Consider the following 17795-nt stretch of genomic DNA (forward strand, 5'->3'; position numbering starts at 1 on the left):
TGCCGCAATGCCCCCTCGCAATCTGAGCAAAATATTCGCGGCTCCCGGATGCTGCGCGTTCAGAACCAGAAACGGATGCCGGCAACGTAGCTCGTCGATGACGCGTTCTCGCCAGCTGCGCGTGCATAGTGCGCCGTGTCACCAAATTTACGTTCCCACGACACACCGACATAGGGCGCGAATTCCTTGCGCAGTTCATAGCGCAGGCGCAGCCCCAGTTCGAGATTTGACAGGCCGGAGCCAATCCCACTTTCCGGAATGTCCTGCGCTGCGAAATTCGCCTCGAGGCGCGGCTGCAAAATCCATTTCTGCGTGATCCGCTGGTCAACCTCGCCTTTGATCCGGGCGAGGACATCACCTTTCGTCGAGACAAACGCCGCCGTTTCGATCTCGAACCAATACGGGGCGAGCCCCTCGATCCCGATAGTGGCATAAGTCCTGTCCGGCCCCTTGCCGAAGTCCTGCCGAACACCGCCTTGCAGGTTCCAGTACGGATCCACTGCATGGGACCAGAGCGCCTGCAACTCACCATGATGGCTCGCTTCGCCGAAGTTGCCTTCGCCTTCGGACTCGAGTGCAAGACGGTCGATGTCGCCGCCGAACCAGGCGCTGGCATCCCAGCGATACCCGTCGCGGCCATTTCGCGCCTGATACTCGGCGATGTTGAACAGGACCTTGTGGAATTTCATACCGCCATGTTCGCCCAGCAGCGCGGATTGGGCCTCGGCCATCGCAGCGGGACCGAAGTACGTGTCGGCAGCGCGATCGCCTGCGACCGGCGGCGGCGGTGCGTTGCCCGGCTCCAGATCGGTGCCGATCCTGCCTTCCTTATCGTTAGGTGCGGCCTCGGGGATCGGCATCGCCTTCATGCCGTGCATGTCATGCCCGGCGTGGGGGTCGGTCTCTGTCGGCGGAGGGGGCGGTGCCGCCGACGAGGCTGGCGGGGCTGGCACGGCGTGGTCATGATGCATCCCGTGATCCATCGGCGGGGGCGTGGGCTGGGCAGACGCCGCGGTGGCTAGAACGAGCGGGGATACCCCGAACAAAGCAAGCCGGATCATGCCGCGTCTCCCGCATCGCGTACTTGCACCACGCGCATCATCCCGGCGTGCATGTGAAGAAACATGTGACAGTGGAAGGCCCAGTCGCCGTGGATGCCGGTCACGTCGAAGCTCAGCTTGCCGCCCGGCGCGACGTTTACCGTGTGCTTGCGCGGGCTGTGCGCCCCGTGTCCAGTGACCAGTTCGAAGAAATGCCCGTGCAGATGAATCGGATGGTTCATCATAGTGTCATTTATCAGCGTCACCCGCACCCGCTCATCCGTTCTGAGCGGGATCGGCGTCTTTGCCTCCGACAACGTCTTTCCGTCCATCGACCACATGTATCGTTCCATGTTGCCGGTAAGGTGAACCTCGATCTCCCGCGCAGCCCCGCGTACGTCTGGATTGCGCTCCAGCGCCACGAGGTCGCGATAGACCAGAACCTTGTGGCCGACGTTTTCAAGGCCGACGCCGGGTTCTCCGGTTCGGTCCATGGGCATCGGCGCAATCGACTGGACGCCGGGGCCAAGCGCCACCTGCAGCGCATTGGCTCCGTCGCGCATCGACATCGAGTGTCCGGTAGCGCCTGCCTGCCCCACCGCGCCGCCACCGGATACAGGCATATCCATGCCTTCCATGTCGTGCCCGGCATGTGGATCGTCGGAGGCAGGAGTATCCATGCCTCCCATCCCCATGTCCTTCATCGTCAGCAGTGGCCGTTCGCGCAAAGGCGGAACCTCAGCGACCATTCCCGCGCGGGGAGCCAGTGTCGCTCGGGCGAGGCCAGAACGGTCGGCCGCCTCGCCTACGATTGTGTAAGGGCGATCCGCGGTCGGCGTGACAATCACGTCGTACGTCTCGGCAATGGACATTTGCAGTTCGTCTACCGGGACCGGTCGTACCGGAAGTCCGTCGGCCGCAACCACTGTCATCCGCAAACCCGGAATGCGGACGTTGAAAATCGTCATCGCCGATGCGTTGATGAACCGCAGCCGGACGCGTTCGCCCGGCTTGAACAGCGCCGTCCAATTGTCATTCGGACCATAGCCGTTGACGACGTAGGTATAGACCGAACCGGTCACGTCGAGGATGTCGGTCGGATCCATCCGCATCCGCGCCCATTCAAGGCGCTCGGCATGGGTCTGGTCTTTGCCCGCCGCCAACCCCGCCAGCGTCTGCTTCTGCCGGTTGAAATAGCCGGATTCCTGCTTGAGCTTCGTGAACAGCGTATGCGGGTGGATGAAGCTGTGGTCGGAAAACACGACCACATGTTCGCGGTCATAAGCGATCGGATCGACAGCCTTGGGATCGATCACGATCGGGCCGTAATGGCCCATTGCCTCCTGCAGGCCGGAGTGGCTGTGGTACCAGTAAGTACCCGACTGTTCGAGCGGAAATTCATAAGTGAATGACGAATGCGGCTTGATCCCCGGAAAACTGACCCCCGGCACCCCGTCCATCTGGAAAGGCACGAGCAGCCCGTGCCAGTGAACCGAGGTCTCTTCGTCCAGGTCGTTGGCGACTGTGATCCTGACCGTTTGCCCTTCACGTAGTCGAAGCAGCGGCGCGGGCACGGTGCCATTCATCGCAATGACATGGGCCTCACGTCCGTCTACACGAACCATCTCGTGGGCAACTCGAAGAGCAATGGTGTCGCCCGATAGCTGCGGCACCGGCCGGACGATGCCGCGGGAAACCGGCTGTGCCCAGGCAGGCATCCAGGCGGCAAGTGCAAGGCCGCTGCCAGCGAGGCTGGCACTGCGCAGAAGTGAGCGGCGATCAAGTGCCGGCACGGGAACGAGTGGGGTGATCACGGAGGCGCTGCCCTGTTCTGAATTTGTTGTGTGCAGTTACGCAGCAGACACGTCAGACCCTCAAAATTTCCTGCAATCTATGGCGTGCGCGATGGAGCCGCGTTTCGACAGTTTTTTCGGTAATGCGCAAAATCAAGGCAGTTTCCGCCTGCGAAAGCCCCTCGACCGTGCGCAGCACCATCACGTCCTTGAGCTTAGCCGGAAGTCTGCTCATTGCGCTAAGAACACTGGCCAATTCCTCACGATCGCTGGCTTCGCGTTCGACGTCAGCCGCTAGATCGATCGGATCAGGTGCGTTTTCCAATGGTGTCGCAAACGAGAAGAGCGCGCGAACCTTTCTGCGCCGTGCCCAGTCACGACACTTGTTGAGCGCAATACGGGTAAGCCAATGTCTGAGCGGTCTCGACTGATCGAAGCGCCCCAGCGCGGCAAATCCGGCAATGAAGGTCTGCTGGGCAATATCGAGAGCTGCATCGTCGTCGGCGGTATGGGCTCTGGCGAAACGGAAAATGGCAACGCGATGCCGGCGCAACAATTCGGTATAGGCGCTTTGCCTGCCGCCGATCGCCAGGGCTGCCAGTTCGCCATCCGAACACGCGCCAAGATCGAGGCTCATTTTGCCTCGACGGTCAGCGCCTTGACCACTGCGTCATCAAACCGCGCGGCCTGTTCGGGTCTCAGCACGCTGCGCATGGCGAATATGTGCTCAAGAGTAGCCTTCTGGAGTTCTCCCATCGCCTGATGCGAACGGTCGATCGCGGCGCTGACTTGCGGGCCATAGCCACGCTCGGTCTGGATAGCCTGCGCGAGGCGGGCGTTATCCGCTCGCAGTTCCAGTTCGAGCGCCTGCCGCTGGATGGCGAATTGCGCTTCGAGGGCTTCGATTTTCGTTTCCTGGCCAGAATCCAGATCGAGCTTCTCGTGGAGGAGTTGATGAAGCTCGCTTTCAACTGGCGGATGCTGAACAATATAGCTGCGGCCCACGTAGACGCCTGCCAATGCCGCACCAAACGCGATGAGGATAACAAGCAGGTAGCGGGACCGATTGTTCATTCCGCACTCGTCAGCAGCGTCGACGGGGCAAGCGCCGCAGGCGCTCCCAGCGGAAACGGATTTGACGCTGCATTCGCAGGTGTACCAGGAATGGCGGAACCCAAAATCCCGGTAACGAGTGCGACTGCGGCCGCTGTTGCAAACATCCCGCCTGACTGACGACCGCCCGCAGCCAGTTCCCGCTGCAACCCGTCAAGTACTGCGGCATCTATCATGCTCAGGCGCGGATCAGCCGGAAGGTCTCGCAGTCGGGCAAGTGCGCTTTCGATATCTGTCATTCTGCCTCTCCAAACTCGTCAGCCTTCATACGCAAGGACTGAACCAATCCCTCAGATTATTTTGCGCTGGGATGTGAGGGGTCAGGGCACGACCCGCGTAATGCAACAGATATCCCAGGAGTGTTGCATGAAGACCATCAGATCGATTACCACCGCCATCGCTGCGATTTCGATGACAACGGCCATTCCCGCGCTGGCTCATCCAAAGCTGGTTTCCTCGATCCCCGCCGCGAAGGCAGCGGTACAAACTGCGCGCCAGATAACCCTTCGCTTCTCCGAACGGCTGATGCCGCAATTGACAGGTCTGGAAATTGCCCCTGCCGGTATGTCCCATGCTGATCATGCGGCTCACACGGCCATGGCTCCGTTGCCCGCGATCCGGACGAGATTTTCATCCGACGGCAAGACACTGATCGCTACTTTTGCGAGCGCCTTGCCGCGTGGGGCCTATACGGTGACCTGGCACGCCGTTTCAGCTGACACGCACCGGATCCAGGGCAAATTCGACTTCACCGTCAGATAACAAGCATGTCCGAGAGACCGATCATAGCCGTACGCTTCGCACTCTATGCAATTGAGGGGCTTCAGCTGGGTGTGCCGCTCTTCGGTCTCTATGCCTTGCGTGCCTCGGAACGCAGCCAGCATCCGTTTCGGACATGGCTGATCCTGCTCGGGCTGGGCGCAGTCGCGCTAAATATTCTGGGTTTTGCCCTGTTAATCGCCAGCATGTCGGGCACATCCCTCAACGCAATCGACCTTGGCCTTGCCCGTTCGATACTGCTGACGGCTCCCATGGGCTGGGCCTTTGCTCTACGCCTTGCAGTAACCGTGCTTGCCCTCGCCCTTGTCGTTCTGGTTTCGGCGAACAACACGAACGCGCTGGCTGGGATTGCCGCCCTGAGCGGCATCGCTCTCGCATCACTGGCATGGAACGGACATGGCGTTGCTACCGAAGGCGCGCTGGCGTGGCCTCACCTGATTGCCGACATTGTGCATCTGCTGGCCGCTGGCGTGTGGCTGGGCGCGATTGCCTGCCTCTTCTATATGGTAGCCCGTCCGAAGGCTTCGCTCACTGATCTGACTGTCGCCGAACGATGCCTCAGGAGTTTCGGTGTCGTAGGGTCGGTCGTTGTCGCACTGCTGATTGTCACAGGGCTAATCAACGGGTTCGCTATTCTCGGCGGCCAGTCCCTCGCTCCCGGCACCGGTTCCACCTACATTGTCCTGATGGTCAGCAAGCTGGCGCTGGTCGGTCTCATGCTTGCGCTCGCAGCGCTCCACCGGTTCCGGCTTGTTCCCGCAGTGGAACGCGCCGCCGACCACCCAAACAAAGCGATGACCATTCGCCGAATAAGATCAAGTATGGTCGTCGAACTGGCTGCTGCGTTCCTGATCCTTGGCCTTGTCGCATGGCTCGGAACGCTGGAGCCAGGCTGGTGACGGGCCGCATTCCATCTTCACCTGCCAGCGCAGGCCGTCAGTCATCCCCTCATTTGAAAGGACCATGTCATGGCAGAGCATGACCCCCATGATGGCGGCAAGATGTCCGGCCTGGCAAAACTCGTCTTCGGCGGCTTTGCGATCGTGGCCGGTTACTATCTCTTCACCGAGCACACCGCGCATGTGCTGGGCGCGTTGCCGCTCCTGCTCTTCCTGTCCTGCCCGATCATGCACCTCTTCATGCATCATGGTCACAAACACGGCGGCGGTCGGTCGTCCGGTAAGACAAAGGGGGCCGGCGACGCCGGCGCACAATGATGGAAGTGGCCATGGCCACGCATCAGATGCAGGGCTTCGGCCTTTGGGGCCTCGCTTTCGTCAACTCGGTGGTGTTCATTCTGTTCGCTCTGAGCTTCTACAAACCGCAATCGCCGAGGGACTGGCGCAGCTTCAGCGCATTCAGCGCCTTTCTCTTCGCGCTCTTTGCCGAAATGTATGGTTTCCCACTCACCATCTATCTGTTCGCCGGCTGGCTCCAGTCGCACTATCCCGGCGTCAACTGGTTCTCGCATGACGCCGGCCATCTGCTCGAGATGATGTTCGGGTGGCGGGTCAACCCCCACTTCGGCCCATTTCACATGGCCAGTTTTGTCCTGATTGGTGCTGGGTTCTGGATGATCTCGGTGGGCTGGGCCGTACTCCATGCAGCGCAACAGCGCGGTGCAATGGCGACCACCGGCATCTACGAACGGCTCAGGCACCCGCAATACGTCGGCTTCATCCTGATCCTGACCGGGTTTCTGCTGCAATGGCCAACGCTGCTGACGCTGGCCATGTATCCGGTTCTGGTCGTGATGTACGTCCGCCTCGCCCGTCATGAAGAAAAGGCTGCGATTGCCGAATTTGGCGATGCCTATCGCGGCTACATGGCGCGCACGGGCAGTTTCTTTCCAAATTGGCGAGCCCGAAGCGCAGATTGAGCAGTTTCCCTTGTTACTGGCAAAATAGTCGCTTGACCCTGACATGATGTCAGACCCCACATGATGATGCGTTGAAGGAGAATCGATATGGCATCGACTGATCACAAGGCGCACCAACATGGCGCGAGCTGCGGCGGCGGCCCGAAAACAGGCGCAGAAAGTGCGACAGATCCGATTTGCGGCATGAAGGTGGACCCTGCTGCCACCGAACACCACGCAACCCACGCGGGCCAGGAATACCATTTCTGCAGCGCAGGCTGCCAAACGAAGTTCGTCGCCCATCCTGATCAGTACCTCTCTAAGAAGGTAGCACCGCCGGTGCTCGCCAGCGCCGGTGACGTCATCTATACCTGTCCGATGCACCCCGAGGTCCGGCAAGTCGGCCCCGGTTCCTGTCCGATCTGCGGGATGGCGCTGGAGCCGGAAACTGTGTCGGCCGATCACGGTCCCAATCCCGAACTGGCCGACATGACCCGCCGCTTCTGGGTCGCGCTAGTGCTTACTCTGCCGGTCTTTGCCCTTGAGATGGGCGGACATCTGACCGGCCTCATGATGATTGTTGGCAAGCAGGCATCGAACTGGATCCAGTTTGTCCTCGCAACACCCGTCGTGCTCTGGGCGGGCTGGCCCTTCTTCGAGCGTGGATGGGCTTCGCTCAAGTCGCGCCACCTCAATATGTTCACGCTGATCGCCATGGGTGTCGGCGTCGCCTATCTCTACAGCCTCGTTGCCCATTTCGCGCCGTCGCTGTTCCCGCCGGCTTTTCGCGACGCGATGGGAACTGTGCCGGTCTATTTCGAGGCAGCGGCGGTCATCACCGTGCTGGTCCTGCTCGGACAGGTGCTCGAATTGCGCGCACGTGAGCGCACCTCCGGCGCGATCAAGGCGCTGCTCGACCTCGCGCCCAAGACGGCGCGCAGGGTTACTGCGGATGGCCAGGACGAAGAGGTTACGCTCGATCTTGTCCTTGTAGGCGATCATCTGCGGGTCCGCCCCGGTGAAAAGGTGCCGGTCGATGGTGTCATCGCCGAGGGCCGCGTGTCGATCGATGAATCGTTGGTCACCGGCGAATCCATGCCGGTCACCAAGGAAGCGGGCGCCAAGGTAATTGCAGGCTCACTCAACAAGACCGGCAGCTTCATCATGGTCGCCGAGAAGGTCGGCAGCGAGACGCTGCTCTCGCGGATCGTGCAGATGGTAGCTGAGGCGCAACGCAGCCGCGCGCCGATCCAGCGCATGGCGGATCAGGTCTCGGGCTGGTTCGTGCCGGTGGTGATTGCGGTCGCGCTGGTCGCCGCCGCCGCCTGGGCGCTGTTCGGCCCGGACCCGCGCCTGACCTATGCCCTGGTCGCTGCCGTGTCGGTGCTAATCATCGCCTGCCCCTGTGCACTGGGTCTCGCCACGCCGATGTCGATCATGGTTGGCGTCGGACGCGGCGCGCAGGCAGGCGTGCTCATCAAGAATGCCGAGGCGCTCGAGCGGTTGGAGAAGATCGACACGCTGATCGTCGACAAGACCGGTACGCTGACCGAAGGGCGTCCGGCGGTCACCGGTATTCGCACCGCCAGCGGATGGGACGAGGACGAAATCCTGCGCCTCGCCGCCAGCCTTGAGCGCGGCAGCGAGCACCCGCTGGGCGATGCCATCTTGCGCGCCGCACAAGACCGCAAGCTGGTTCTGGAGCAGGCGAGCGATTTCGATTCACCGGTCGGGCGCGGCGTGACCGGTACGGTGTTGGGCAAGCATGTCCTCCTCGGCGGACCGCGCTTCATGGCGGAGCAGAAAATCGATACGATTACGCTCAACGAAGCGGCCGAAGCGATGCGCGCCGTAGGCGCGACCGCGATCTTCGCCAGCATCGATGGCAAGCTCGCCGGACTGCTGGGCATCTCCGATCCGATCAAGGAGACTTCGGCCCAGGCAATCCGCGAGTTAAAGGCCGATGGCATCCGCATTGTCATGATGACGGGAGACAATCGGACAACCGCGCTGGCCGTCGCGGCCCGCCTCGGAATCGACGATGTCGAGGCCGAAGTTCTGCCCGAAGACAAAGCCAGCGTCGTCCAGAAACTCCGCGCCGAGGGTCGCAGCGTCGCCATGGCCGGGGACGGCGTCAATGATGCGCCGGCGCTGGCGGCGGCGGAAGTTGGCATCGCCATGGGGGCCGGGGCTGACGTTGCGATCGAAAGCGCCGGAGTGACCTTGCTGCAAGGAGACCTGGGCGGCATCGTGCGGGCGCGAAAACTGTCGCGCGCGGTGATGCGCAACATCCGCCAGAACCTGGTGTTCGCCTTCGCCTATAACGTCGCCGGCATTCCGATCGCAGCGGGCGCACTCTATCCGGCGTTTGGCTGGATGCTCTCACCCGCCATCGCGGCTGCGGCCATGGCCCTGTCCTCGGTGAGCGTAATCACCAACGCTCTGCGCCTGCGGATCGTGCGGCTGTGACCGATCTGCCGCTTCATTTCGAGGCGACCACGATAATTGACGGGTCAGCGGAAAGCGTCTTCGCTGTTGCCGATGAACCGGACCTTCTGACCCGGCACATGAGCGAGCCATCGCTCATGATGGGCGGCGGCTCTATGCAATGTAAGCTTGATGGTCTGGCTGGGAAAGCGGTGGGTTCTGTTATCCGTCTGACCGGCAAGGGGTTTGGGTTCGCGATTGCCCTAGATGAGATCATCGAGGAGCGCGCACCCCCGCTGCGCAAGGTCTGGGCGACGATCGGAACTCCGCAGCTTGTCGTCATCCGAGACTATCGGATGGGCTTCGAGATCGCAGAGGTCGTGATGGGCTGCCAGCTTCGTGTCTGGATCGACTACGCCTTGCCGCGATCGGGTGTGCGCCACGGGCTTGGGCGACTGCTGGCACCGACGTTCGCGCGCTGGTGTGTCGAGAACATGCTGCACGAAGTTCAGAGCCAGCACGAAGGATCTGCACATTGAACATCGGGCAAGTGGCGCAAGCAACGGGCGTGTCGCAGCGCATGGTCCGCCATTATGAGAAGATCGGACTGATCCCGGCACCGCCGCGACGCAACGGCACGTTTCGCGATTACGCCCCCGATGACCTGCATCGTTTGCGGTTCATCGCGAATGCGCGGGATCTCGGCTTTCCGATTGAGGAAATTCGCGAATTGCTCTCGCTCTGGGCAGATCGCAATCGGTCGAGCGCAGACGTAAAGAGTCTTGCTCTTGCCCGTGCCGCCGAGCTTCATAGAAAGGCCGAGCAGTTGGAACAAATGCGCGTGACATTGTTGACGTTGGCAGAGCACTGTTCCGGCGACGCACGGCCTGATTGCCCAATCATCAACGGGATCGCACGCAATCAAGAGTGATGCGAGGAAAATGCAGGTGAGCAGCCGTTACTTATCTCTCACGACGGCATAGCTTGATGATGCTAACCCCAGACGAATTGGCTTCATCCTCTCAGTTTAAGCGTTCATGTTGCGCCAATACTTATGCCAGAAAGGAACGAGGTGTCCCCCATTGAGCCCCCGAACGGCGTGCCGGTCGCCACGGAAGCGATTGCAGAGCAGCTTAACTTGGGCTGTTTCTGTATCTCACTCGACCGGATGGAGTTGGAAGAAGCCCTGGACAGAGCAGTCCGGATCGAAGGGTATGCGCAGCGGCTGAGTGCATCGCATCCGACGCTGTTTTCCAATGTTCCCGTGTTCGTTCCATCGGCAACGCTGGGCAAAATGATGCTGATCGTCGATGCCGTTGAGGGGGCCGCGCAGTTACCGGCCTATCGTGCAGCCACCTTGTCCCATGCCCCGCCGTCCGCGCAACTGGACTTCGGGCCGATCGGGGCATTCATGGGCTACGACTTTCACCTGGCTCCTGACGGTCCGAAGCTCATTGAGGTGAACACCAATGCCGGTGGCGCTTTCCTCAATGCGTTTCTGGCGGGGGCACAGCATGCTTGCTGTCCGGAGGCAGAGTTCCAAGCCAGACCCCCCACTGAAAGTGAGTTTGCCGAGCACGTGGCTCGAATGTTTACAGCCGAATGGCAGTTGCAACGGGGTGCCGGCAAGCCGGCGCTGGTTGCGATTGTCGATGACCTGCCCGAGCAGCAGCATTTATACCCGGAGTTTCAGTTGGCGAAGGAGATGCTCGAAGCACAGGGTATCCCGGCAGTGATCGTTGATCCCGCAGAAATGACGTTTGACGGACAGAAACTTGCGGTCAACGGGCGAACGATCGACCTGGTCTACAACCGCCTGGTCGATTTCTCACTTGAGGAGCCGCGACATGCCGCACTCCAGGCCGCGTACCTTCAGGGCGCAGTCGTCCTAACGCCGTCGCCCTACGTGCACGCCCTGTTCGCAGACAAGCGCAACCTTGCGCTTCTGTCCGACGATGCACGGCTGGAGGAGTGGGGTCTGTCGACCGCACGACGAGCCGTTCTGCGTAGCGGCCTGCCGCGCACCGTTGTCGTCACGGAGGTGAATAGCGAGGATCTCTGGCGTGAACGCCGGAACCTGTTTTTCAAACCGGCCCGCGGTCATGGCAGCAAAGCGGCGTATCGAGGTGACAAGCTCACGCGCCGGGTATGGGATGAGATCGTCAGCGGCGTATATGTCGCGCAAGCCTTTGCCGCGCCCAGCGCACGCAATGCATCTGTGGCGGGTGAAAGCATCGTTCTTAAAACTGACATCCGACTATACACATATGCTGGCGAGCTGCTGCTCGCCGCCGCACGGCTTTATCAAGGCCAAACCACCAACATGCGGACGGCAGGGGGCGGATTTTCCCCGGTTCTTGAAGTGACGGGCCCTGAATCCTGCTTGGACCAAGCTTGCGGGCAAGTCCCTCAACCGACCCCATCGGGATCATCGATTTAATGAGCTGAGATCCGGGGCACTTAGCGCGCCGCTACCGTATTGATCCAAGCGTCAATTTCAGCCTCAACCCAAACCGTGCACTTGCCGCCAAGCGACCGCGATTTCGGGAACCGGCCCTCGCTCATGCGCTGGTAGATTGCGGACCGCTTCAATCCGACACGGGCCATCACTTCGGGCAAGCGGATTAGCCGCGGCGCAGGCGGATACGGGATGGCATCAACGCCTGCATGCGAGGCTGACGATTCAGTATTCAACTGGATGGAAGGCATGAGAAAATCCTTGGACAAAGCAATTGTCGGGTTCCCCTCCGATCATCGCCTCCCCCTCACCTGCCGATCGCGAGTGACAGATCACGATCGGCAAATTCATCGATGTGCTTGGACAGCATGCGGGCATCGTGGGCGCAGGTTTACGGCCTGGCTGTCCTGTGCGGCATCGGGTTCACGATGAGCTTGTTCATCGGCATGCTTGCGTTCGCGGGCAGACCAGTCTTGGTCGAAGAAGCCAAGCTCGGCGTGATAGCGGGGTCGCTATTGTCCGGACTGCTTGGCTTTCTGATACTGCGGTTTGCAAAGCCAGCTGGCGACGCCGCTCGCACCGAAGCTGAGATCGAGAGGGAAATCGCCGAGGACGGCGACGTCGTCGCTATCGAAACGGGTATAAACTCCCAGCTCGATTCGAACCGGCACTATTGATGAGAGCGGCACGATCAACAACTCGACCAGCGGTTCCGCCATCGCAGTTGAGCTGAGGGATGCTTAGAATGCGGAAGGAGGACATATCTGGATGGGAGTGGATGCATATGGACGAAAGAGTCCTCTTAATCAGCGGGTCCTTGGTTCGAGCCCAAGTGCGTCCACCAAATTCCTCTTATAAATCAACCTGATACCGGCTTGGCAAACCCGGTATCGGCTAGGTCCCTGACTTCTAGGTAGCTCTCTAGGTAGCACTGGCAGCCACCAAGATTTTTTCTTGGTTCTCGCATCGCGTCACCGGCAACCCGCAGTAAGCGGCTAGAGAATCGGTTGTCAGACGATCAACTGGGCGACGCGAACGCTTCCGCTTCCACGATCCTTGAAGTTAGGTCGCGAGCAGTGCGCGCCGCGCCCATCAACGTCGCTGATCCCGGCCCGGTCCAATCGCCATATCCTGCCAGCCACAATCGCGACTCTTTGACTGACCGCTGGTCCTCGACAAGCACGCGCCCGTCAGCTTCGACAATGTCGAGCGAACGCAGATGCTCAAGCGCGGGCCTGAAGCCCGTGCACCAAATGATCGCATCGACCCTCATCTCCGAGCGATCAGGCCAGACAACACCGGTTGATGTCATCCGCACGAACGGCCGAACGCTCGTCAGATCGCCTCGGCCGCGTGCCTCCCTGACCGGCGGCACCATCACGATATCGCCAATGCCTCCGACCGGTGTCTCGCTCGGCCCTGCTTTCATCCGCGCGACGGCGCGTTCGAACAGAACGCGGCCATCGACATCATCTGGCAGGAATACAGGGTCTTGGGTCGTAACCCAGAGGGCGCGGGAAACAGGTGCAACCTCGGCCATGATCTGCGCGCCGCTGTTGCCGCCGCCGACCACCAGCACCGTCTGACCGGCAAAGTCCTCAGGCCGCACATAGTGGGCCGAATGGACCTGCGCGCCCTGAAACAGGTCACGGCCCGGCATGTCGGGAATATAGGGTTGCGACCATGTGCCCGTTGCGCTGACCACATGCCGTGCAGCCAATCGCTCTGAGGCGGTCTCGATTTCCAGATGATCACTGCCCCGCTGAACTCTCGTCACTCTGGCCGGTCGCCGAACAGGCAGGTGATAGCGTTCCTCGTACCGGATCAGATAGCTCAGAACATCATCACGGGTTGGATAGCCGTCATGACCCGGCGGAGGCATCAGCCATCCGGGCAGTGAACTGTATCCCGCGGGCGAAAACAGCCGCAACGATTCCCAGCCATGCCGCCAGGCACCGCCGGGACCATCTTCGGCATCGAGGATCAGGAAATCAGCCTTGGCGCGGTGGAGGTAGTAGCCCAGCGACAGCCCCATCTGGCCACCACCGATAATGACAATGTCGTGGGTCTCCATGCACTCAGGCCTGAAGCCAGCGCGTGAGATCATCTTCCTTGGGCAAGCCGCCAGCATGGACGACTTTGCCGTCGATCACGATGCCCGGCGTTGAGACAATGCCGTACTTGGCCATCTCGGCGTAGTCGGTGATCTTTTCGATCGACGCCTCGATCCCGAGCGCGGCAGCAGCGGCCTTCACCATGTCTTCGGTCGTCTGGCACCGCTTGCAGCCGGGGCCGAGCACTTTGATGTTTTTCACGGGATTGATCCTTTTTAGGAGAACAGAGCGTTGAACAGGTAGCCCACGCCAAGAATGCCGGTGCCAACCACGGCAACAAAAACCGCGATGAGCTTAAGGCTGAGCACCTTGCGCAGGATGATCATCTCGGGGAGCGACAGGGCGATGACCGACATCATGAAGGCGAGCACCGTGCCGAGCGCGGCGCCCTTGCCGAGTAGCGCCTCGATCACTGGGATGATTCCGGCGGCATTGGAATACATCGGGATGCCGAGAAGAACTGCGGCAGGCACCGACCACCAGCTATCCGCGCCCATGATGCTGGAAAGCAGTTCGGCGGGCACATAGCCATGGATGAAGGCACCGGCAGCGATCCCGGCAATGATCCAGTACCAGACCTTGCCGACGATCTCCTTGACCGCGTCCCAACCCGCTTCGAACCGGTCGACCCAGGTCAGATGTTCGTCTTCCAGATCGACTGCGCCCGCGCGGACTTCACGCACCCAGGGTTCGAGCCAGCCTTCCAGATGCAGACGGCCAATGACCCAACCCGACACGATGGCAATGGACAGCCCGAAGGCGAGATAGGTCAGCGCCACTTTCCAGCCCACCAGCGCAAACAGCAGGCCAAGGGCAATCTCGTTCACCATCGGTGCGGCGATCAGGAACGAGAAGGTGACGCCGAGCGGCACGCCAGCAGACACGAATCCGACAAACAGCGGCACGGCCGAGCAGGAGCAGAATGGGGTGACAATACCGAGGTGCGCGGCGGCAATGTTGCCCAGCCCTTCGCGCTTACCCGCCAGCAGGGCGCGGGTTCGTTCGGGCGAGAAGAAGGTGCGCACCACGCCCATCGCGAACACCACCAAGGTCAGCAGCATCAGCACTTTGGGCGTGTCGTAGAAGAAAAACTCGACCGACGAAGCAAGATGACTGCCGGGGGCAATCGGCAGCTGCGTGACCAACCACCGCGCGAAGGGTAGCAACTGGTTGTAGAGGACAAACCAGGCGGTCACGAAGATGGCGATCCCGGCAAACCAAATCCCTTGCGACTTGCGGGCCTGACCCAAGCTTTCGGCAATGGTGTTCATATCAGGCAGCCTTTTTCTGGCATTGTGCAGGAGCAGGCACGGGCAGTGCGGCAAGGATGGCATCAACTATGGCCACCGTTGCCACCGGTAGATCGGGATTGCGGCGATAACGCACCCATTGCGCGTCGCGCCGGTCGGTCAGCAGGCCCGCCACTTTGAGCCGCGCCATATGCCGCGACATTCGTGACTGGGTAGCGCCCAGGCGGTCCATCAACTCGCAAACACAATGCTCATCGCCATCCCAGATGATTTGCAGGGCACGCAGGCGCGTTGGTTCTGACAGAGCAGTCAGCAGGTCATTGATGCGCATATCCATAAGCGCTGAATATGCCGTAAGCCGCATATGCGCTTTGACGCAGATCAACGCCGACAAATGGTTTGACGATTCTGGAAATGTCGATTGACTCGGCCAGAGCTAAAGCTATTTCCATCATTCTCGAAAGGTGGATTGGATGGACGATCTCAACGCACAGGTCTGGGCTGTCGATGCGCTTGGAGCCTTGGCGCACGAAACCCGGCTCTCGGTGTTCCGCATGCTGGTCAAGGCTGGCCCCGAAGGCATGATCGCAGGCGCTATCGCCGAACATCAAAGCGTGCCGCCTTCCACCATGTCGCATCATCTTGCCACGCTGGAACGTGCCGGGCTGGTCCAGTCGGAGCGCGAAAGCCGGCTGATCCATTACCGCGCCGACTATCCGGGTATGCGCCGTCTGCTTCTGTTCCTGATGCAGGACTGCTGCCAGGGCGCGCCGGAAATGTGCGGCGATCTGATGGCAGATCTGGCCTGTAACCCATCCCAACCCCAAGACGCCTGAGGCTTCAAATGGCTGACAAGATCTACAACGTCCTGTTCCTGTGCACCGGCAACAGCGCCCGCTCTATCCTTGGCGAAGCGGTGATGAACAAGCTTGGCGCAGGCCGGTTCAAGGCCTGGAGCGCTGGCAGCCAGCCCAAGGGTGAGGTTCATCCCATGGCGCTCTCGGTGCTCAGCGGCATGGGCTATGACACCACCGGTATGTATTCGAAAAGCTGGAGTGAGTTCTCCAAGCCCGGTTCGCCGGAATTCGATTTCATCTTCACGGTTTGCGACAGCGCCGCTGGCGAGGCCTGCCCCGTGTGGATCGGCCATCCCATGACAGCCCATTGGGGCATCGAGGACCCGGCAGCTGTTGAGGGCGAAGGCCAGCGCGACGCCTTTCTGCAGGCCTTGCGCTACCTCACTAACCGCATCTCGCTGTTCCTGACATTGCCGCATGCCAGCATCGACGAGATGGCGATGAAGCAGAAGCTCAAGGAAATTGGCAAGGCCGAAGGTGCCAGCAGCGGAGCAAGCGCGTGACCGACATCGTAATCTATCACAACCCGGAATGCGGGACCTCGCGCAACACGCTGGCCATGATCCGCAATGCGGACATCGAGCCGCACGTTGTCGAATACCTCAAGACACCGCCTTCGCGCGCCTTGCTCGAAACCCTGATCGAACGGGCCGGCATCGCCCCACGCGCGCTGCTGCGCGAAAAGGGCACGCCCTATGCGGAACTGGGCCTGGACGATCCTGATCTCACCGATGCGCAGTTGATCGACGCGATGATGGAACATCCCATCCTGATCAACCGCCCGCTGGTGGTCTCGCCGCTTGGCGTAAAGCTGTGCCGCCCGTCGGAAGAGGTCCTCGACCTCATTCCTGCCGCCCAGCGCGCTGCTTTCGTCAAGGAAGATGGCGAGCAGGTCATCGACGCCGCCGGCAATCGCGTCGCCGGCTGAAGCAGGAACGACAATGACCGCCCAGCCCAAGCGCGAACGCCTGTCGTTCCTTGATCGCTATCTGACCTTGTGGATATTCCTCGCAATGGCGCTGGGCGTCGGGCTGGGGTCGACATTCGAGGGCCTGCCTAAGACCATCGATAGCCTGTCATGGGGCAGCACCAACATTCCCATCGCCATCGGCCTGATCCTGATGATGTACCCGCCGCTCGCCCGCGTCCGGTACGAGGAACTGCCGCGCGTGTTCGAGGACAAGCGTGTTCTGGCGATATCGCTGATCCAGAATTGGATCATCGGGCCTGTGCTGATGTTTGGACTGGCGGTTATATTCCTCTCGGACAAGCCGGAATACATGACCGGGCTGATCCTGATCGGCCTCGCGCGCTGCATCGCCATGGTCATCGTCTGGAACCAGCTCGCCAAGGGCGATAATCAATATGTCGCTGCCCTGGTCGCGTTCAACTCGATCTTCCAAATCCTGTTCTTCAGCGTCTACGCCTGGTTCTTCCTCGACTTTCTGCCGCCGCTGTTCGGGCTGGAAGGCAGCGTCATCAACGTCAGTTTCTGGACGATTGGCCAAGCGGTGCTGATCTATCTTGGCATCCCGTTCCTTGCCGGATACCTGACCCGCAAATGGCTGGCGAAGGCCAAGGGCGATGAATGGTATGAGCGCACCTTTCTGCCGAAGATCGGACCGATCACGCTGGTCGCGCTGCTGTTCACCATCACCGCCATGTTCAGCCTCAAGGGCGGCGAGATTCTGACTCTCCCCGGCGACACCATCCGTATCGCCATCCCGCTGACGATCTATTTCGTGGTCCAGTTCTCGATCAGCTTCCTCATGGGCAAGCTGATCGCCAGTGACTATCCGCGCACGACGGCAGTGGCGTTCACGGCGGCGGGCAACAACTTCGAGCTGGCAATTGCTGTGGCCATTGCCGCCTTCGGGCTGGCTTCGCCGGTCGCCTTTGCGGCCGTGATCGGTCCGCTGGTCGAGGTGCCCGTGCTTATCTTGTTGGTCAATGTCGCCTTTTGGTTCGGACGACGCTGGTTCCCGGACAGCGTTCCATTAGATACGCGGGGATGAACATCGCTTCAGCTCCGGCGCTCGGTATCTTTGTTGCTGCCGCCGTCTTCGAGATCGCGGGCTGCTTCGCCTGTTGAGTTGCACTGAGAA

At 60.9% G+C, this 17795-nt stretch carries 22 protein-coding genes, 1 tRNA gene and 1 pseudogene; 14 read left to right on the forward strand and 10 right to left on the reverse strand.

What is annotated here, in order from left to right; genetic code table 11:
- Positions 1-59: 59 nt before the first annotated feature.
- The 5 genes from EBBID32_RS05465 to EBBID32_RS23990 are packed head-to-tail and all read right to left on the reverse strand — an operon-like array spanning position 60 to position 4185.
- The gene (locus EBBID32_RS05465) at positions 60-1061 is read right to left on the reverse strand and encodes a copper resistance protein B (protein ID WP_156022470.1); all 1002 of its coding nucleotides are present in this window, start codon (positions 1059-1061) and stop codon (positions 60-62) included.
- Entirely contained in the window at positions 1058-2854 is a 1797-nt protein-coding gene (locus tag EBBID32_RS05470; RefSeq protein WP_006952150.1) for a copper resistance system multicopper oxidase, read from the reverse strand. The genes EBBID32_RS05465 and EBBID32_RS05470 overlap by 4 nt, the downstream gene beginning before the upstream one ends.
- A 52-nt stretch (positions 2855-2906) precedes the next feature.
- Positions 2907-3470: an RNA polymerase sigma factor gene (locus tag EBBID32_RS05475; RefSeq protein ID WP_006952152.1), complete on the reverse strand. Its 564-nt coding sequence runs from the start codon at positions 3468-3470 to the stop codon at positions 2907-2909.
- Complete coding sequence (locus tag EBBID32_RS05480; protein WP_037488970.1) at positions 3467-3907, reverse strand: periplasmic heavy metal sensor; 441 nt, start codon at positions 3905-3907, stop codon at positions 3467-3469. The genes EBBID32_RS05475 and EBBID32_RS05480 overlap by 4 nt, the downstream gene beginning before the upstream one ends.
- Positions 3904-4185: a hypothetical protein gene (locus EBBID32_RS23990; protein ID WP_156022471.1), complete on the reverse strand. Its 282-nt coding sequence runs from the start codon at positions 4183-4185 to the stop codon at positions 3904-3906. Before EBBID32_RS23990 ends, EBBID32_RS05480 begins: the two co-directional genes overlap by 4 nt.
- Before the next feature lie 127 nt (positions 4186-4312).
- Here EBBID32_RS23990 and copC point away from each other — a divergent pair, with 127 nt between their 5' ends.
- From copC to EBBID32_RS05520, 8 genes are all read left to right on the forward strand, one after another.
- Positions 4313-4708 carry a copper homeostasis periplasmic binding protein CopC gene (gene copC / locus EBBID32_RS05485; RefSeq protein ID WP_006952156.1) on the forward strand — a complete coding sequence of 132 codons (396 nt, stop codon included), beginning with the start codon at positions 4313-4315 and terminating at the stop codon, positions 4706-4708.
- Between the two features lie 5 nt (positions 4709-4713).
- Complete coding sequence (gene copD / locus EBBID32_RS05490) at positions 4714-5625, forward strand: copper homeostasis membrane protein CopD (RefSeq protein WP_037488973.1); 912 nt, start codon at positions 4714-4716, stop codon at positions 5623-5625.
- Between the two features lie 69 nt (positions 5626-5694).
- Positions 5695-5943 carry a DUF2933 domain-containing protein gene (locus EBBID32_RS05495; protein WP_006952159.1) on the forward strand — a complete coding sequence of 83 codons (249 nt, stop codon included), beginning with the start codon at positions 5695-5697 and terminating at the stop codon, positions 5941-5943.
- Positions 5940-6605, forward strand: coding sequence for a methyltransferase family protein (locus tag EBBID32_RS05500; RefSeq protein ID WP_269212846.1), 666 nt, complete (start codon positions 5940-5942; stop codon positions 6603-6605). Before EBBID32_RS05495 ends, EBBID32_RS05500 begins: the two co-directional genes overlap by 4 nt.
- A gap of 87 nt (positions 6606-6692) precedes the next feature.
- Positions 6693-9053: a heavy metal translocating P-type ATPase gene (locus EBBID32_RS05505; protein ID WP_051093275.1), complete on the forward strand. Its 2361-nt coding sequence runs from the start codon at positions 6693-6695 to the stop codon at positions 9051-9053.
- Positions 9050-9550 (forward strand): SRPBCC family protein, encoded by a 501-nt coding sequence (locus EBBID32_RS05510; protein ID WP_006952163.1) that lies wholly within the window; start codon positions 9050-9052, stop codon positions 9548-9550. Before EBBID32_RS05505 ends, EBBID32_RS05510 begins: the two co-directional genes overlap by 4 nt.
- Positions 9547-9942, forward strand: coding sequence for a Cu(I)-responsive transcriptional regulator (gene cueR, locus EBBID32_RS05515; protein WP_006952164.1), 396 nt, complete (start codon positions 9547-9549; stop codon positions 9940-9942). Before EBBID32_RS05510 ends, cueR begins: the two co-directional genes overlap by 4 nt.
- Before the next feature lie 141 nt (positions 9943-10083).
- Positions 10084-11451, forward strand: coding sequence for a hypothetical protein (locus tag EBBID32_RS05520; protein WP_006952170.1), 1368 nt, complete (start codon positions 10084-10086; stop codon positions 11449-11451).
- A gap of 20 nt (positions 11452-11471) precedes the next feature.
- Here EBBID32_RS05520 and EBBID32_RS25085 read toward each other — a convergent pair whose 3' ends face one another.
- Complete coding sequence (locus EBBID32_RS25085; RefSeq protein WP_051093276.1) at positions 11472-11720, reverse strand: AlpA family transcriptional regulator; 249 nt, start codon at positions 11718-11720, stop codon at positions 11472-11474.
- Between the two features lie 123 nt (positions 11721-11843).
- Here EBBID32_RS25085 and EBBID32_RS05530 point away from each other — a divergent pair.
- Both EBBID32_RS05530 and EBBID32_RS23995 read left to right on the forward strand, forming a co-directional pair.
- Positions 11844-12146, forward strand: a pseudogene (locus EBBID32_RS05530) (Na+/H+ antiporter NhaA); the annotation flags it as partial.
- A 99-nt stretch (positions 12147-12245) separates the two neighbouring features.
- Positions 12246-12313: transfer RNA gene (locus EBBID32_RS23995), tRNA-OTHER, on the forward strand.
- A gap of 174 nt (positions 12314-12487) precedes the next feature.
- Here EBBID32_RS23995 and EBBID32_RS05535 read toward each other — a convergent pair.
- The 4 genes from EBBID32_RS05535 to EBBID32_RS05550 are packed head-to-tail and all read right to left on the reverse strand — an operon-like array spanning position 12488 to position 15170.
- The gene (locus EBBID32_RS05535) at positions 12488-13543 is read right to left on the reverse strand and encodes an ArsO family NAD(P)H-dependent flavin-containing monooxygenase (protein ID WP_006952173.1); all 1056 of its coding nucleotides are present in this window, start codon (positions 13541-13543) and stop codon (positions 12488-12490) included.
- Between the two features lie 4 nt (positions 13544-13547).
- On the reverse strand, positions 13548-13784 hold the full coding sequence (locus tag EBBID32_RS05540; protein ID WP_006952177.1) for a thioredoxin family protein: 237 nt from the start codon (positions 13782-13784) through the stop codon (positions 13548-13550).
- 14 nt (positions 13785-13798) lie between these two features.
- Positions 13799-14854 (reverse strand): permease, encoded by a 1056-nt coding sequence (locus tag EBBID32_RS05545; RefSeq protein ID WP_006952179.1) that lies wholly within the window; start codon positions 14852-14854, stop codon positions 13799-13801.
- A 1-nt stretch (position 14855) separates the two neighbouring features.
- Positions 14856-15170, reverse strand: a complete 315-nt coding sequence (locus EBBID32_RS05550) for an ArsR/SmtB family transcription factor (protein WP_006952180.1) — start codon at positions 15168-15170, stop codon at positions 14856-14858.
- A gap of 136 nt (positions 15171-15306) precedes the next feature.
- On the opposite strand from EBBID32_RS05550, the gene EBBID32_RS05555 reads away from it, so the two are divergent.
- From EBBID32_RS05555 to arsB, 4 genes are read left to right on the forward strand one after another with little or no spacing between them, the layout of a single operon-like run.
- Positions 15307-15669: an ArsR/SmtB family transcription factor gene (locus EBBID32_RS05555; protein ID WP_006952181.1), complete on the forward strand. Its 363-nt coding sequence runs from the start codon at positions 15307-15309 to the stop codon at positions 15667-15669.
- Between the two features lie 8 nt (positions 15670-15677).
- Positions 15678-16193, forward strand: a complete 516-nt coding sequence (locus EBBID32_RS05560; protein WP_006952183.1) for an arsenate reductase ArsC — start codon at positions 15678-15680, stop codon at positions 16191-16193.
- Positions 16190-16618, forward strand: a complete 429-nt coding sequence (gene arsC / locus EBBID32_RS05565; RefSeq protein ID WP_006952184.1) for an arsenate reductase (glutaredoxin) — start codon at positions 16190-16192, stop codon at positions 16616-16618. Before EBBID32_RS05560 ends, arsC begins: the two co-directional genes overlap by 4 nt.
- A 13-nt stretch (positions 16619-16631) precedes the next feature.
- Complete coding sequence (gene arsB / locus EBBID32_RS05570) at positions 16632-17705, forward strand: ACR3 family arsenite efflux transporter (RefSeq protein WP_006952185.1); 1074 nt, start codon at positions 16632-16634, stop codon at positions 17703-17705.
- The last annotated feature ends 90 nt before the right edge of the window (positions 17706-17795 follow it).

Source organism: Sphingobium indicum BiD32 (assembly GCF_000382885.1).
In the GTDB taxonomy this organism is placed as follows: domain Bacteria; phylum Pseudomonadota; class Alphaproteobacteria; order Sphingomonadales; family Sphingomonadaceae; genus Sphingobium; species Sphingobium japonicum_C.